The 14,618-nt window shown below is 35.8% G+C and carries 14 protein-coding genes; 11 read left to right on the forward strand and 3 right to left on the reverse strand.

Annotated features, from left to right (window positions below):
* Positions 1-3: 3 nt before the first annotated feature.
* Complete coding sequence (gene hisJ, locus MKY02_RS04845) at positions 4-801, reverse strand: histidinol-phosphatase HisJ (RefSeq protein WP_076064938.1); 798 nt, start codon at positions 799-801, stop codon at positions 4-6.
* Positions 802-949: 148 nt separating this feature from the next.
* On the opposite strand from hisJ, the gene ezrA reads away from it, so the two are divergent.
* The 10 genes from ezrA (at position 950) to MKY02_RS04895 (ending at position 11,417) form a co-directional block, all read left to right on the forward strand.
* On the forward strand, positions 950-2,641 hold the full coding sequence (gene ezrA / locus MKY02_RS04850) for a septation ring formation regulator EzrA (protein ID WP_076034306.1): 1,692 nt from the start codon (positions 950-952) through the stop codon (positions 2,639-2,641).
* A gap of 77 nt (positions 2,642-2,718) precedes the next feature.
* Positions 2,719-3,867 (forward strand): cysteine desulfurase family protein, encoded by a 1,149-nt coding sequence (locus tag MKY02_RS04855; protein ID WP_038187847.1) that lies wholly within the window; start codon positions 2,719-2,721, stop codon positions 3,865-3,867.
* A complete protein-coding gene (gene thiI / locus MKY02_RS04860) occupies positions 3,864-5,066 on the forward strand; it encodes a tRNA uracil 4-sulfurtransferase ThiI (protein ID WP_038187845.1) in 1,203 nt (400 codons plus the stop codon). Before MKY02_RS04855 ends, thiI begins: the two co-directional genes overlap by 4 nt.
* Before the next feature lie 80 nt (positions 5,067-5,146).
* A complete protein-coding gene (locus MKY02_RS04865; protein WP_038187843.1) occupies positions 5,147-5,347 on the forward strand; it encodes an alpha/beta-type small acid-soluble spore protein in 201 nt (66 codons plus the stop codon).
* 175 nt (positions 5,348-5,522) lie between these two features.
* Positions 5,523-7,100 (forward strand): acyl-CoA synthetase MbcS, encoded by a 1,578-nt coding sequence (gene mbcS / locus MKY02_RS04870; protein WP_076064937.1) that lies wholly within the window; start codon positions 5,523-5,525, stop codon positions 7,098-7,100.
* A gap of 142 nt (positions 7,101-7,242) precedes the next feature.
* The gene (gene rarD / locus MKY02_RS04875) at positions 7,243-8,139 is read left to right on the forward strand and encodes an EamA family transporter RarD (RefSeq protein ID WP_340710732.1); all 897 of its coding nucleotides are present in this window, start codon (positions 7,243-7,245) and stop codon (positions 8,137-8,139) included.
* A gap of 74 nt (positions 8,140-8,213) precedes the next feature.
* Positions 8,214-9,236 (forward strand): signal peptide peptidase SppA, encoded by a 1,023-nt coding sequence (gene sppA / locus MKY02_RS04880; protein ID WP_038187834.1) that lies wholly within the window; start codon positions 8,214-8,216, stop codon positions 9,234-9,236.
* Between the two features lie 13 nt (positions 9,237-9,249).
* Positions 9,250-9,876, forward strand: coding sequence for an RDD family protein (locus tag MKY02_RS04885; protein ID WP_076034307.1), 627 nt, complete (start codon positions 9,250-9,252; stop codon positions 9,874-9,876).
* 24 nt (positions 9,877-9,900) lie between these two features.
* On the forward strand, positions 9,901-10,407 hold the full coding sequence (gene tpx, locus MKY02_RS04890) for a thiol peroxidase (RefSeq protein ID WP_038187829.1): 507 nt from the start codon (positions 9,901-9,903) through the stop codon (positions 10,405-10,407).
* Positions 10,408-10,481: 74 nt separating this feature from the next.
* Positions 10,482-11,417: a class I SAM-dependent methyltransferase gene (locus tag MKY02_RS04895; protein WP_038187824.1), complete on the forward strand. Its 936-nt coding sequence runs from the start codon at positions 10,482-10,484 to the stop codon at positions 11,415-11,417.
* Between the two features lie 52 nt (positions 11,418-11,469).
* Here the strand turns inward: MKY02_RS04895 and MKY02_RS04900 are convergent, their stop codons facing one another.
* Positions 11,470-11,925 carry a universal stress protein gene (locus tag MKY02_RS04900; RefSeq protein WP_038187813.1) on the reverse strand — a complete coding sequence of 152 codons (456 nt, stop codon included), beginning with the start codon at positions 11,923-11,925 and terminating at the stop codon, positions 11,470-11,472.
* Between the two features lie 295 nt (positions 11,926-12,220).
* Between MKY02_RS04900 and ald the strand changes: the two genes are divergently transcribed.
* Positions 12,221-13,336: an alanine dehydrogenase gene (ald, locus tag MKY02_RS04905; RefSeq protein ID WP_076034308.1), complete on the forward strand. Its 1,116-nt coding sequence runs from the start codon at positions 12,221-12,223 to the stop codon at positions 13,334-13,336.
* A gap of 85 nt (positions 13,337-13,421) precedes the next feature.
* Here ald and MKY02_RS04910 read toward each other — a convergent pair whose 3' ends face one another.
* Entirely contained in the window at positions 13,422-14,510 is a 1,089-nt protein-coding gene (locus tag MKY02_RS04910; RefSeq protein WP_038187794.1) for a M24 family metallopeptidase, read from the reverse strand.
* Positions 14,511-14,618 lie beyond the last annotated feature (108 nt).

The following is a 14,618-nucleotide window of genomic DNA, read 5'->3' on the forward strand; positions in this document are numbered from 1 at the left end:
ATATTATCTTAAAGGGAAAATTTTATCATAGTGTTGATGTAAATCCGTAACTTGATGAGCGTCAGAGCCAAAAACAATTGGGATTTTTAGTGCGTCAGCAAGTTTAACATATTGTAATGGAGGATAAGGTTCTTTACAATCTTTTTTTGACAAGCCGGCTCCGTTGACATCTAGTTCATAGTCCTTAACGGCCATCAGTTGTAAAATCTCTTCGATTTGTTTATGATCATCGATTTTTTGTTGATGTGCTAATTGGAATTTATGAACGAGTGTCGGGTGACCGATTCGCTTTGGTTTGTAAGGTCCTAAATCAGCAGAAATAGATTCTTTTACTGTTTCATAATATAAATTGTAAATTTCTTTAACTGTTCCAACTGCTTCTGCAAATTCCAGGAACGTCTCACTTGAAAAATCAATACATGTATAGGTATTGTCATGTTTTAAAAAATGAACTGATAGAATAGCATCGTCCAACTGCGGACCGATAACATTTAAAAAGTCCCGTGTTTGTTGTTCATAACCGGAAATAAAATCGACTTCTAAGCCAATACGGATACGAATTTGTGAGGCATATTGTTTTTTTAATTCCTTTAACTTCTCTATGTATGGAATTAAATGTTCGGCTTCCATACCACTATCCTTCATAGGTGTAGGGTCAATAAAGCCACTAGGAAGAGGTGCGTGTTCTGTAAATGTAATGTCGGTAAATCCGAAATTGATTGCTTTTTTTATGTATTTCTCAAAATCATCAGTCGTTCCGTGAGGGCAAAAAGGTGAGTGAATGTGAGCATCTCGTTTCATGAAATATTCCTCCAACTTGTATAATATAGTGAAATGGCAGATATTTTTTTAAAATACGTGCAAACGGTAAACAAATTCACCGAAAACATGGTAATATTAAGGTTAATTAATTGGCTGAAATAGTGATTTAGGAACAGGGGGTCTTACGATGCAGTATATCATTCCCGTTATAATCGTACTATGTATTATAGTAGCATTCATTTTTATTTTGCGTCGAAAACATAATAAAGAAATTCAGAGGTTGGATCAGAAAAAACTTCAAATTCAAAACAAACCCGTTTTGGAAGAGTTAACAAAAGTGAAAGCTCTGAATATGAATGGTCAAACAGAAGAGATGTTTGAGCGCTGGCGCAATAAATGGACGGAGCTTATGGACGTTGAAATGCCTAAAATCGACGTGCTATTATTTGATGCTGAAGAACTTGTGGATAAATTCCAGTTTGGCAAAGCGACTGACATTGAAAAAGAAATTGAATCACGTATTAATGAGTACGATCAAGAGATGATCCAAATTTTAAAAGAACTTGGTGAATTAATCGGTAGTGAAGAGAAAAACAGAATTGAAATTGAACAGCTGAAGGATCAGTATCGTTCAGCTAGAAAAACGTTGTTAGCTCATCAGTATTCATATGGTCCTGCTGCAGGTCCGTTAGAAAAACGTCTGGAGACATTTAATCCGAAATTTGAAGAATATGAAGTACTAACAGAATCAGGTAACTATTTACAAGCAAGAGAAATTGTTATTACGTTAGATGAAGAAGGTCAACATATTTTCAAATTGATAAATGAAATTCCAGCATTATTAACGGATATTCAGCATAAGATTCCATCTCATATTCATGAACTACGCAATGGTCAACGCGAAATGGAAGAGCAATCTTTCTTCTTAAAACATTTAGAACTGAATGGAAAGTTAGATGTAATGGAAGAAAGTATTGATGAATTTAAACAACAAATTGCTGATTTGAACATAACTTCAGTACAGCATCGAGTAAATGAAATCAAAGATGAAATCGATTCATTTTATGATGCATTAGAAAAAGAAGTGATGGCTAAGCGATTTGTTGATGAAAACTTTGAACAAATTGGTACACGATTAGAAAATGTTATTGTATCAACTGATGAAACAGCAAAAGAAGCAGAAGAAGTTCAAAAAGGATATCATTTATCAGAAAAAGATGCTGCACTTCCTTCAAATTGTAAACAACAATTGATGTCAGTTCGTCAGAGATATGAATTACTATCTATTCAAGTAAAAGAAGAGCAATCTGCCTATTCTAGCTTACAAGAGGAGTTAAAGGGAGTTAAAGAAGAGACAGAACGTTTATTTGAAGAGCAAGATCGATTTGCTGATCGTTTAAAGAGTCTAAGAATTGATGAAAATAAAGCAAGAGCTACACTTGGAAATCTAAAGCAGTTATTGCATGAAACAGATCGCATGTTAAATAAGGCAAATATTCCAGGAATTCCAGAAGAAATGGATATCCGTTTAGAAGAAGCGGAAGAACAGTTATTTATAGTTGTTCAAAGCTTAAAAGAAGTTCCATTAAATATGGTAGCCGTACATAAGAATTTGGATACCGCTGAAAAATGTATTCAAGATGTACATAATACAGCAACAGAAATGCTTGAAAACGTATTATTAATTGAAAGAATTATTCAATATGGTAACCGTTATCGTGCATCCAATCCAACGATGCACCAACGATTATTAGAGGCTGAGCAGGCATTCCGGGAATTCCGATATGCAAAAGCGCTAGAAAATGCTGCAACAGCCGTAGAAGCAGCCGAACCAGGTGCTATGAAAAAAATTCAAGTACTTGCCAAAGACGACAATTGACGTTCATAATAAGAGAAGCATAAAGCCACCGCACGGTAGAGTGCAGGTGGCTTTCTTTTGGAAGGAAGGTTACACAATTGATTTATCTCGATCATAGCGCGACGACAAAACCAGATTCAGCCGTATTGCAAACTTTTATACAAGCGAATGAACGATATTACGCAAATCCAGCTTCCCTTCATCAAATGGGTACAGAAGCCAATACATTATTAATGAAAGCAAGAGAGCAAATCGCACAAATTTTAAAAACAGAGCCTGAGCATATAATTTTCACATCAGGTGGAACAGAATCAAATAATTTTGCTATTAAAGGTCTTGCTAGAGCCAATCAGCATCGTGGCAAACATATTCTAATCTCCGCTATCGAACATCCATCTATCATCGAAAGTGCTCGTCATTTAACAAATGAAGGCTTCGAATTAGAATTTATTGACGTCGATAATAACGGAGGGATTATACTATCGGATCTGCGAAGTAAAATTCGTAAAGATACGGTGCTCGTTAGTATAATGCATGTAAATAATGAAATGGGAGCTATTCAACCGATTTCGGAAATTGCAAAGATTATACGCCCAAATAGCCGTGCGTTTTTCCATGTGGATGCAGTACAAAGCTTCGGAAAATTGCCAGTGCAATTTCAAGGAGATAATGGTCCAGATGCTTTAACTATTTCTGGTCATAAAATAAATGGCTTAAAAGGAACAGGGTTATTAGCTTTTTCAAAGCGCATTAAAATTCAACCGATACTACATGGTGGCGGACAAGAATTAGGCTACCGTAGTGGAACTGTTGCAGTGCCACAAAATGTTGCATTAGCAAAAGCCATGCGCCTAGCTGTGGAGCAAATGGCAGAGAATACAACGAAATTTAGAAAGTGGCGCGAGGATCTACATGTATTTTTAAATAAAATTTATCATGTCCATGTTATTTCAAGTAACGATGGTGCACCACATATTATAAGTTGCAGCGTAAGAGGCTTAAAAGGTGAAGTTGTTGTCAATGCATTGCAAAGTGAAGGCTTTATCGTTTCCACATCTAGTGCGTGTTCCTCAAAAGATTCAAGTATTAGTCATGTTATAGAAGCACTTCAAATAGAAGAAAGTTTTGAAAAGGGTGTTATTCGTATAAGTCTTGGCAATGGCTTAACCAATTCAGATATCGAACAATTTAAAGTAGTATTTGCGAAAATGATGAAACAATTAAAAGGAGAGACAATTCAACTATGAAATGGCATGAAATACTAATACGTTACGGTGAATTAACAACAAAAGGACGTAATCGAAAACAATTTATCACACGTTTAAGAGAAAATTTACGATTTTCATTTGCAGATATACCAGATATGAAAATTCGTGCAGAACGAGATCGTATGTATATTAGCAGTGATAATGACGAAGATATGGAAGAACTGATTAAACGCTTACCAACAGTTTTTGGCATTCATTCTTTTAGTCCAGTTGCAAAATGCGAACCGACTTTGGACGCAATGAAAGAACTTGCGATTAATATTATGAAATCAATCAATACAGATGGTAAAACGTTTAAAGTAAATGCAAAACGTTCAGATAAAAGATTTCCATTAGACACTTATGAGTTACAACTTGAAATGGGTGGACATGTTCTAAGTAATATTCCAAATTTACATGTTCAAATGAAAGAACCTGAAATCGAACTTCGTATTGAAGTACGTGAACATGCAGTATATATGATGGTAGAAGTAATTCCTGGAGCAGGTGGTTTACCAGTCGGTGCAAACGGAAAGGCATTGCTATTATTATCTGGAGGTATCGACAGTCCAGTTGCAGGCTATTATATGATGAAACGCGGAGTGCGAATTGAGGCAATTCATTTCTTTAGCCCACCATATACAAGTGATCGTTCACTTGAAAAAGTTAAAGATTTAGCTGAAAAAATGAGTCGCTTAGGCGCGAATGTACGTCTGCATATCATTCCATTCACTGAAATTCAACAAGTAATCCAACAACAAGTTCCAGAAAATGTAACTATGACATCGACACGTCGTATGATGATGAAGATTTCAGATGCAGTACGTGAAGAAATAGGTGCAACTGCAATTGTAACGGGTGAAAACTTAGGACAAGTAGCAAGCCAGACTTTAGAAAGCTTAGCTGCTATTAATGAAGTAACTTCAACGCCTATTTTACGTCCATTAATCACATACGATAAATTAGAAATTATCGATGTAGCAAGAAAAATTGACACATACGATATTTCAATACGTCCATATGAGGACTGCTGTACGGTATTTACACCAGCAAGTCCAAAAACAAAACCGAAATTAGAGAAAGTTGTATATTACGAAAGCTTTACTGACTTCGATGAAATGATTCAAAAAGCGGTGAAAAACCGCGAAATTCATACGTTTCCGAAGCAGAAGCAAGATGAATTTGCAGATTTACTCTAATAGAAGAAAGAATTTCCTGTAATTTGCCCGTATGAAATCCCTCCTTCAGCGCATTCTATATTCACAAGGAGGTGATACACATGGCAAATTCAAATTCAAATCCACTTGAAGTAGCAGGTGCTAAACAAGCGATCGACCAAATGAAATACGAAATCGCACAAGAATTCGGAGTGCAACTTGGTCCAGACGCATCATCGCGTGCTAACGGTTCCGTTGGCGGAGAAATCACTAAGCGATTAGTGCAAATGGCAGAGCAACAATTAAAAGGTTACAACAAATAATCAAATGATTATGTAACCAAAGGAGAAGCCGGTGGCAGATTTGTCATCGGCTTCTTTTTATGTTATTTTTGTTACCTAGTACTAAGACTTGATGGTGTATGTGAGTTGTACAAATTTTGAATTTTCTGTATAATATAAATGTTCTTAATATGAGCATCTTAAGGGGGAGTTTTTCATGAAACGCGAAGATTTACTTGCGCCAGAAGACTATAATTTAGTTGTGGAATTTGAAAAGTATATACATGATGAGGCAAGGAAAGCCATTGTTTATGAAAACGAAAACGGTAATACAGATGAAATCACTTATGCTGGTTTAATAAAAAAGGCAAATAAAGTGGCGAATGTATTTACTAACCATGGCTTAAAAAAAGGTGATGTAATCCTTATTATGGTGCCTCGTTTAATCGAAGCATATGTTACTTATGTAGCTGCACTAAAAGCAGGATTAGTTGTCATTCCTAGTTCTGAAATGTTACGTGCTAAGGATATCGATTATCGCCTTGTACATAGTGAAGCCAAAGCCATTGTTTCTTATGAGCCATATATTGAACAATTTGATGAAGTAAAACATTTAGAAGGCTTAAAACTTTTTGTTATTGGTCAAGCACATAAACCATGGATTGAACTTATTCAAGAAGCAGAAACAACATCTGAACAATTTGAAATGGCACCGACAAAAAATACAGATATGGCGTTTTTATCATATACAAGTGGTACTACAGGGAATCCTAAAGGTGTTGTCCATACGCACGGTTGGGCTTACGCACATTTAAAAACAGCGGCAGCTCATTGGCTTGGTATTGAAGATGGTGATCTAGTATGGGCAACTGCAAGTCCTGGTTGGCAAAAATGGATTTGGAGCCCGTTTCTATCGGTATTAGGAAGTGGAGCTACTGGTTTTGTTTATAATGGCAAATTTGAAGCAACAAAATACCTGCAACTATTAGAAAAATATAAAGTAAATGCATTATGCTGTACACCAACGGAATATCGTATTATGGCGAAAGTGGACGGTTTAGGAGAATATAATCTAACTGCATTACACAGTGCCGTTTCTGCAGGAGAACCGTTAAATCGCGAGGTAATCGATGTGTTTGCCAGACTTTTTGACTTAGAAGTGAGAGATGGCTATGGGCAAACAGAAAATACATTATTAGTCGGTACGATGAAGGGAATGGAAGCAAGATCAGGTTCAATGGGGAAACCAACACCAGGCAATATCGTTGATGTTGTTGATGAATATGGTAAACCATGCGAGGCTGGCGAAGTTGGCGATATCGCTGTTCATGTATCAACGCCTGCCCTTTTTAAAGAGTATTTAAAAGATCCGGAAAGAACTAGCATGCAATTCCGTGGTGATTATTACATTACAGGAGATCAAGCTAAAAAGGATGAAGATGGATATTTCTGGTTTGAAGGGCGTTCTGACGATATTATTATTAGTTCAGGATATACAATTGGACCATTTGAAGTAGAGGATGCTTTAGTTAAACACCCTGCAGTACAAGAGTGCGCGGTGATTGCAAGTCCAGATGAGATTCGCGGTAATATCGTAAAAGCATTTGTCGTTTTAAAAAATAAAGAAGATAAAGGTTCAACTACTCTTATTCAAGAGTTACAAGACCATGTGAAACAGCTAACAGCTCCTTATAAATATCCGAGAGCGATTGAGTTTATAGATGAATTACCTAAGACAACTTCGGGTAAAATCCGTCGTGTTGAATTAAGAAATCTAGAATTAAATAAAGCATAATGGTTGCGAATTAGAAGGTCTATAGTCACTGCAATATCGCAGAGGGATAGGCCTTCTTTTTTATGTTACGTTTACTTTCGCACACTAAAGTCATATAATTATAGCGGTAATCTATAAACTTAATATAGAAAGAGGTGTTACTATGCATGAAGAAAAGAAAGGTATACTTTCTGCCTTAGGAGCTTATATAATATGGGGGATCTTTCCACTTTATTGGAAAGGGTTACAACATGTTGCAAGCGAAGAGGTTTTAGCAGGACGAGTAATTTGGTCATTTATTTTAACGTTATTATTTGTGGTCATCATGAAGCAAGGAAAAACGTTATTATTGGATTTTAAACAGTTATGGCAACAACCAAAATCATTTTGGTTACTCGTTACTGCAGCTTATTTAATTTCACTAAATTGGTTTTTATACATATGGGCTGTTAATAATAATCATATCGTGGAGTCAAGCTTAGGTTACTATATGAATCCATTAGTATCTGTCTTATTAGGGATATTCTTTTTAAAAGAAAAACTATCTAAAGCACAAGTATTGTCTTTCATAATTGCCGCAATTGGCGTTTTAATATTAGTTATTTCATATGGTCAGATTCCTTGGCTGTCATTCGGTTTAGCATTGACATTTGGTGTGTATGGTTTACTGAAAAAGAAAGTGTTAGTTGATGCCACAAGGGGATTAGTTTTAGAGACATTCTTTATATTACCTGTCGCCGTGGCATATTATGTTTATGTTTATTTCCACGGAAATATTTCATTTTTACATACTGATTTGAAAACGGATGTACTTATTATTGGAACGGGTATTGTAACTGCGGTGCCATTAATATTATTTGCTACTGGAGCGCAGAAGATTCCATTATATTTAGTTGGATTTATCCAATATGTATCACCAACTATAATGTTATTTTTAGGTGTAATTGTTTATGGGGAATCATTTAGTGGAATAGATTTATTATCATTTTCATTCATTTGGGTAGCATTAATATTATTTTCAATTACTAAAATTATAGAAGTAAGAAAATCTAAAAATTAGTAATTTGAAAAAAATCGAAACATTTAGAAGTTTGGTTCGTAAGTTAATAGAAGGCAAAAGGAGGAAAAGAGAAGATGAATACAAAAAGATGGATCGCTTTAGGAGCAGCTGCATTATTATTCGTTACTTCGATTGGTGTAAATACTGTATTAAAAGTTGCTACGACGGATTTTACATCAAAATTCGATAACGTGCTTAATATGTCTAATGGTACTACATACAGTGAAATGCCAATCGAATCAGGTGACTTAAATAAAAGAATTGCTGTTTTATCCGTAAACGGTACAATTCAAGACAACGGAGGTTCTGGTTCTTTACTAGGCGGAGCTGCAAGCTATAATCATCAGTTCTTTATGAATCAATTAGAGTCGATTATAGATGATAAATCTGTTAAAGGTGTAGTATTAAAAGTAAACTCACCAGGTGGTACTGTTATTGAATCGAAACAGATTTATGACAAGATAAAAGAACTTCAACAGAATCGTGAAATTCCATTGTATGTATCTATGGGATCAATGGCTGCTTCAGGTGGTTATTATATTTCAGCACCAGCTGATAAAATCTTTTTAGATGAAGAGACGATGACTGGATCAATTGGTGTAATCATGCAAGGCTTGAATTACGGTAAATTAGCAGAAAAATATGGAATTGAATTTCAAACAATCAAAACAGGTAAGTACAAAGATATAATGAGCTCTACACGTGAAATGACGTCTGATGAGCGCGATATGTTACAGGAAATGATTAATGATTCTTATGAACGTTTTGTTGATGTTATTGAAGATGGCCGTGGCATGAGTGAAAAAGATGTTAAGAAAGTTGCTGATGGTCGAGTATTAAATGGTACACAGGCTATTAAAGCTGGCTTAGCTGATGAATTTGGTTATGCAGAAGATACGATTGAAGCGATGAAAAAGGATCATAAACTAGAAGGTGCTGAAGTTTTTGAATATGCTACTTCAGAAGATTGGACTTCACTATTCTCTGTGAAAATGAACAATCTATTTGGCGCCTCTGCTGAAACACAAGCAATTAGTAAAATTCTTTCTAACTACAATTCTGCACCACGTATGATGTATATGTACGGTGATGAGTAAGGGGCGATGAAAATTGACGGAATTTGTTGAGGTACACACGATTAGTCAAGAGCCGGTACAGGTTAGAAAAATAGAGCAATATCAGTTAAAACCAGCAGGCTTCTGGGTGAGGTTTTGGGCTTATTTATTAGATTTAGCTATCATTAGTGCAATTTCTGGCTTAACAGTGAATCCGATTGTGACTATACTTGGAATCGATACTGATAATGCGCCATGGTATGCACCTGTAGCAATTGTTTCTAGTGTTATTTTCTATTTATATTTTGTTATTATGACGAAATTTTGGAATCAAACAGTAGGGAAAATGGTCTTTGGACTGAAAGTGGTCCATGTAAAGGAAGAAAAGTTAAAGTGGGGTACGGTTATTTTCCGAGAATGGATTGGGCGATTCTTTTCTGCTACTTTACCAGTCATCTACTGGATGGTAGCTTTTACACCAAATAAAAAAGGATTACATGATTATATTGCAGATACAATTGTAGTTCATGAAAATACTTATGAAAAACATGATAAGATGGTACGAGTGGAACATAAAAAAACTACTGTTGCTGAATCAAAAGAAGAGGAAAATCTATCAATTAATAAAGAAGCAGTCGATTCTGAGGTTTCTCAGTTGCAAGAGCCTAAAAGCTTCGAGTAAGATTAAATACAAGGAGGCGTTGAAATGGTACAAGTAACATTTAAAAATAACCCTGTAACATTAGTAGGTAACGAAGTAAAAGCAGGTGATCAAGCACCTGCTTTTACAGTGGTAGCTCCAGATCTTTCTGAAAAAACATTACAAGATTATGAAGGTAAAATTCGTTTAATAAGCGTAGTACCTTCAATTGACACAGGTGTTTGTGATGCACAAACACGTCGTTTCAATGAAGCTGCTTCTGAGTTAGGCGAAGACGTAGCCATTTTAACAATTTCATGTGACTTACCATTCGCTCAAAAACGCTGGTGCGGTGCGAACGGAATCGAAAATGTTTATACACTATCGGATCACCGTAATATGTCATTCGGTGATGCTTATGGTGTACATATGAAAGAACTTCGTTTATTAGCGCGTTCTGTTTTCGTTGTAGACCAAGATGGAAAAGTTGTTTATGCAGAGTATGTATCAGAAGGTACAAACCACCCAGATTATGAAGGTGCATTAGCAGCTGTTAAAGAACTAGTGAAATAAGGATTCTAATAATTAAAACAACATGAAACCCACTCTGTCTTTTATGAGTGGGTTTCACGTTTGAAGGAGTATATATGGAAACAATTGAAAAACTCTTTTCTTTTATTAATGACAATGCTCAGAAGATAGAGAAAGAACAAGAATTAACCTATTTAGATAGTGTTTTAGAAGTATTGAATGCATGGTTAGATGGCGATAATGTACCGGCTGGAAAAGTGGCTTCAAAAGAAGATATTCGTAAGGCGATTCAACTGGCTATTTTAAAAGGGATGCGTGAAAACGCACAACCTAATCACCAAATGACTCCAGATGCATTGGGGTTATTAGTTGGTTATTTCGTGGAACAATTTATGGATAGTGAAGAGAATGATGGTGCTAAAATCAAACTTCTTGATCCAGCAGTTGGTACGGGGAATTTGCTATTAACCGTGATGAATTTATTACAAGACCGTGCAGATGGAGTTGGAGTAGATATTGACGAGCTACTAATTCAATTAGCGGCCGCGGCAGCTGATTTAACAGAGCAGCCAGTTTCACTTTTCCGTCAAGACGCATTGCAAAATTTAATGATAGATCCGGTTGATGCAGTAGTCTGTGATTTACCAGTAGGGTATTATCCAAATGAAGAAGTAGCAAAAGAATTTGAATTGAAGTCTACTGAAGGTATGACATATGCGCATCACTTATTTATCGAGCAGTCGTTAAAATATTCGAAGGATGGCGGATATTTATTCTTCTTAGTACCAGAGAATATTTTTGAATCAGAACAAGCACAAGGTTTGTATAAATATTTACAAAAAACAGTGTGGATTCAAGCAGTAATTCAATTACCGAGTTCACTTTTTTCAAATAAAGCACATTCGAAGAGTTTATTTATCTTACAAAAGAAAAGTACTGATGGAAAGCCTGTGAAAGAAGTACTACTTGCTAAAGTGCCTAGTATGACGAATAAGCAAGCGTTAGAAATGTTCTTTACAAAAGTACAAATTTGGAAAAAAGAGCAGAAATAATACGTAAAAAAGAGGCCCTAATTATTATTAGGAGCCTCTTTTTATTTAATAACTATTCAGCGTCAGGTTCTGGTGTACGTACTACAAGTACATCACATTTAGCAGAGCGAACGATGTTTTCAGAAACACTACCGATTAGGAAGCGTTCAACAGCATTTAAACCTGTTGCACCACAAATGATTAAATCTACTTCGTATTTTTTAGAGATTTCTTTTGTAATAATTGTTTTTGGGGAACCGTATTCGATTAAAACTTTAACATTTTCTACACCAGCTGTTTCAGCATCTTTTTTATAGCCAGCAAGCAATTCTTGAGCAAAAGTTTGAGCGCGTTCAGCAATTGAACGGTCATATGCTTCAACAGCAGCAAAAGAACGAGTGTCGATTACGTTTACTAAATTTAACGTTGCGTTGTTACGTTTAGCAATTCCAACAGCTTTTTTGAACGCCCATTTTGCTTCTGCAGAACCGTCTACAGCCACGATGATATTGTTATAAGATAATGTCATATGTAATTCCTCCTTTATATTTAATATTATTATACCACCCAATAGAAACAAATAAACACCATAATATTGAAGTTATTGTGAAGGCTTTCCAAAAAAAGTGTGAACAATTGGGTATGAATATTGAATTTTACAAAAGACTTATATTGATAGAATTATTAAAAAATATAATTTTCTAAATTAATACACAAATGAGTGTTAAAATCTGTTAGAATGAACTTGTTTTTAAGTAGAGTTACTTGTTCATTTTATTAATACAACAAGAGTTAATATCTTTTCACAATTAGGAGGATGGATTATGAAGATTGGTATTCCAAAAGAGATTAAAAACAATGAAAACCGTGTTGCTATGACACCTGCTGGGGTGGTCAACTTAACAGTTTTCGGACATGAAGTATTCATCGAAAAGGGAGCCGGTCTAGGATCTGGTTTTGGAGATGAAGATTATTTAGCTGCTGGGGCACATATTGTAGGGACAGCTGAAGAAGCTTGGTCTCAAGAAATGGTGATGAAGGTAAAGGAACCAGTTGCATCTGAATATGGTTATTTCCATGAAGGACTTATTCTGTTTACTTATTTACACTTAGCACCAGAGCCAGAATTAACACAAGCATTGCTTGATAAAAAAGTTGTAGGGATTGCTTACGAAACAGTGCAACTTCCAAATAGATCATTGCCTTTATTAACACCGATGAGTGAAGTTGCAGGACGCATGGCAACTCAAATTGGTGCTCAGTATCTTGAGAAAATGGAAGGCGGTAAAGGTATTCTTCTTGGTGGTGTACCAGGAGTAACACGTGGTAAAGTCACTATTATTGGTGGAGGAATGGCTGGTGCAAACGCAGCGCAAATTGCAATTGGTATGGGTGCTGACGTAACAATAATCGACCTAAGCCCAGAACGTTTACGCGTATTAGATGACCAATTTGGTCGTGATGTTCAAACTCTTATTTCAAATCCATTCAATATTGCTGAGTCTGTAAAAAATTCAGATTTAGTAATTGGAGCAGTGCTTATTCCAGGTGCAAAAGCGCCTAAGCTTGTAACAGAAGAAATGATCAAGTCAATGTCACCTGGTTCTGTAGTAGTTGATATTGCAATTGACCAAGGTGGTATTTTCGAAACTTCTGATCGTATTACTACCCATGATAATCCTACTTATGTGAAACATGGAGTAGTGCATTATGCAGTAGCAAATATGCCAGGAGCTGTGCCACGTACTTCAACAATGGCTCTTACAAACAATACTGTTCCTTACGCTTTGCAAATTGCAAACAAAGGCTATCAACAAGCTTGCTTAGACAATGAAGCATTGAAAAAAGGATTAAATACGCTAGATGGTCATGTCACTTTTGCAGCTGTTGCAGAAGCATTAAACCATCCTTATGTAGATGCAAATACATTATTAAGATAATGAAAGCAAGAGTCACTTAGTAATTTTACTAAGTGGCTTTTATATGAAAAAGGACTACTCAATAGATGAGTAGTCCTTTTTGTTACTAAAGAATGATTAGTTCTTTTGGATATTTCGTTAGAACTTCCACGCCATCTTTTGTTACATATACGTCGTCTTCGATACGAACACCAGTAACATCCCCTTTGTAAATACCAGGTTCGATTGTAAATACCATTCCTTCTTGAAGAGCCATTTCGTTTGCACCGTGAACAGATGGGAATTCATGTACAGAAATGCCCAAACCGTGACCTAGACGGTGTGTGAAATATTCGCCGTAGCCAGCATCAGTAATCACGTCACGAGAAATCTTATCTAAATCCATCGCACGAACGCCAGGTTTAACAGCTTCAATAGCAGATTCGTTGGCGTTGCGAACAGCTTCATAAATTTCTTTTTGAGCGGATGTTGGCTCACCAAATGACACTGTACGTGTAATATCAGAGCAATAGCCATTATAGACAACACCTAGATCAAATAAGATGAAATCGCCTTTTTCAATTTTACGTTCACCAGGATTACCATGTGGAGAAGCAGTTTTCTTACCACTTAAAACCATTGTGTCGAATGACATATACACGCCTTTTTTCTTCATAGCTAGTTCAATGGCAGATAATATTTCAAGTTCAGTTTTACCTTCAGCAATTTCACTACAACCTACTTCAATAGCATAATCTGCAAGAGCAGCTGCTTGTCGTAAGTTTTCAAGCTCTTCTTCTGATTTCACTAAACGCATGTTGTTTAGTTGGTCATCAAAACCAACAAATTTTGTGGCAGGGAAAAAGTCATTAAGAGCTTCTAAACGTTCAACAGTTAAATGTGATTTTTCGATTGCAATATTTTGTAATGAAAGTCCACGTGCTTCTGCTGCTTGATGTAATAGTGCCCATGCATTATCAGTGTCTTCATGACCAACTACTTCATGAGACCAGCCTGCAGCTTTAGCATCAGGTACTTCCATTTTAGGGCAAATTAAAAATGGTTCAGCATCTTGGAAAATCATTACTCCAAGTAGTCTTTCGTGTGGATTACTTTTAAATCCAGATACATAAAACACATTATCAGGTGTTGTTACAAATGCAGCGTCAATACTTTGTTCTTTTAAATAGTTTGAAATAGTTTGTATTTTACCCATTATTAATCCCCCTTGGATTGATTTAATAGACCATGGCTAAACGAGCGCCTAAGGTACTATATTATTAGAATACCAAAAAAGAAGGAGAAAACGTATTGATAACGAATA

The organism is Viridibacillus sp. FSL R5-0888, from assembly GCF_038009105.1.
GTDB classification, from domain to species: domain Bacteria; phylum Bacillota; class Bacilli; order Bacillales_A; family Planococcaceae; genus Viridibacillus; species Viridibacillus arenosi.

Excerpts from the sequence above, each read along its gene's own strand:
- hisJ (WP_076064938.1), bottom strand. The coding sequence starts at position 801 with ATGAAACGAGATGCTCACATTCACTCACCTTTTTGCCCTCACGGAACG.
- ezrA (WP_076034306.1), top strand. The coding sequence starts at position 950 with ATGCAGTATATCATTCCCGTTATAATCGTACTATGTATTATAGTAGCA.
- thiI (WP_038187845.1), top strand. The coding sequence starts at position 3,864 with ATGAAATGGCATGAAATACTAATACGTTACGGTGAATTAACAACAAAA.
- MKY02_RS04865 (WP_038187843.1), top strand. The coding sequence starts at position 5,147 with ATGGCAAATTCAAATTCAAATCCACTTGAAGTAGCAGGTGCTAAACAA.
- mbcS (WP_076064937.1), top strand. The coding sequence starts at position 5,523 with ATGAAACGCGAAGATTTACTTGCGCCAGAAGACTATAATTTAGTTGTG.
- rarD (WP_340710732.1), top strand. The coding sequence starts at position 7,243 with ATGCATGAAGAAAAGAAAGGTATACTTTCTGCCTTAGGAGCTTATATA.
- sppA (WP_038187834.1), top strand. The coding sequence starts at position 8,214 with ATGAATACAAAAAGATGGATCGCTTTAGGAGCAGCTGCATTATTATTC.
- tpx (WP_038187829.1), top strand. The coding sequence starts at position 9,901 with ATGGTACAAGTAACATTTAAAAATAACCCTGTAACATTAGTAGGTAAC.
- MKY02_RS04895 (WP_038187824.1), top strand. The coding sequence starts at position 10,482 with ATGGAAACAATTGAAAAACTCTTTTCTTTTATTAATGACAATGCTCAG.
- MKY02_RS04900 (WP_038187813.1), bottom strand. The coding sequence starts at position 11,925 with ATGACATTATCTTATAACAATATCATCGTGGCTGTAGACGGTTCTGCA.
- ald (WP_076034308.1), top strand. The coding sequence starts at position 12,221 with ATGAAGATTGGTATTCCAAAAGAGATTAAAAACAATGAAAACCGTGTT.
- MKY02_RS04910 (WP_038187794.1), bottom strand. The coding sequence starts at position 14,510 with ATGGGTAAAATACAAACTATTTCAAACTATTTAAAAGAACAAAGTATT.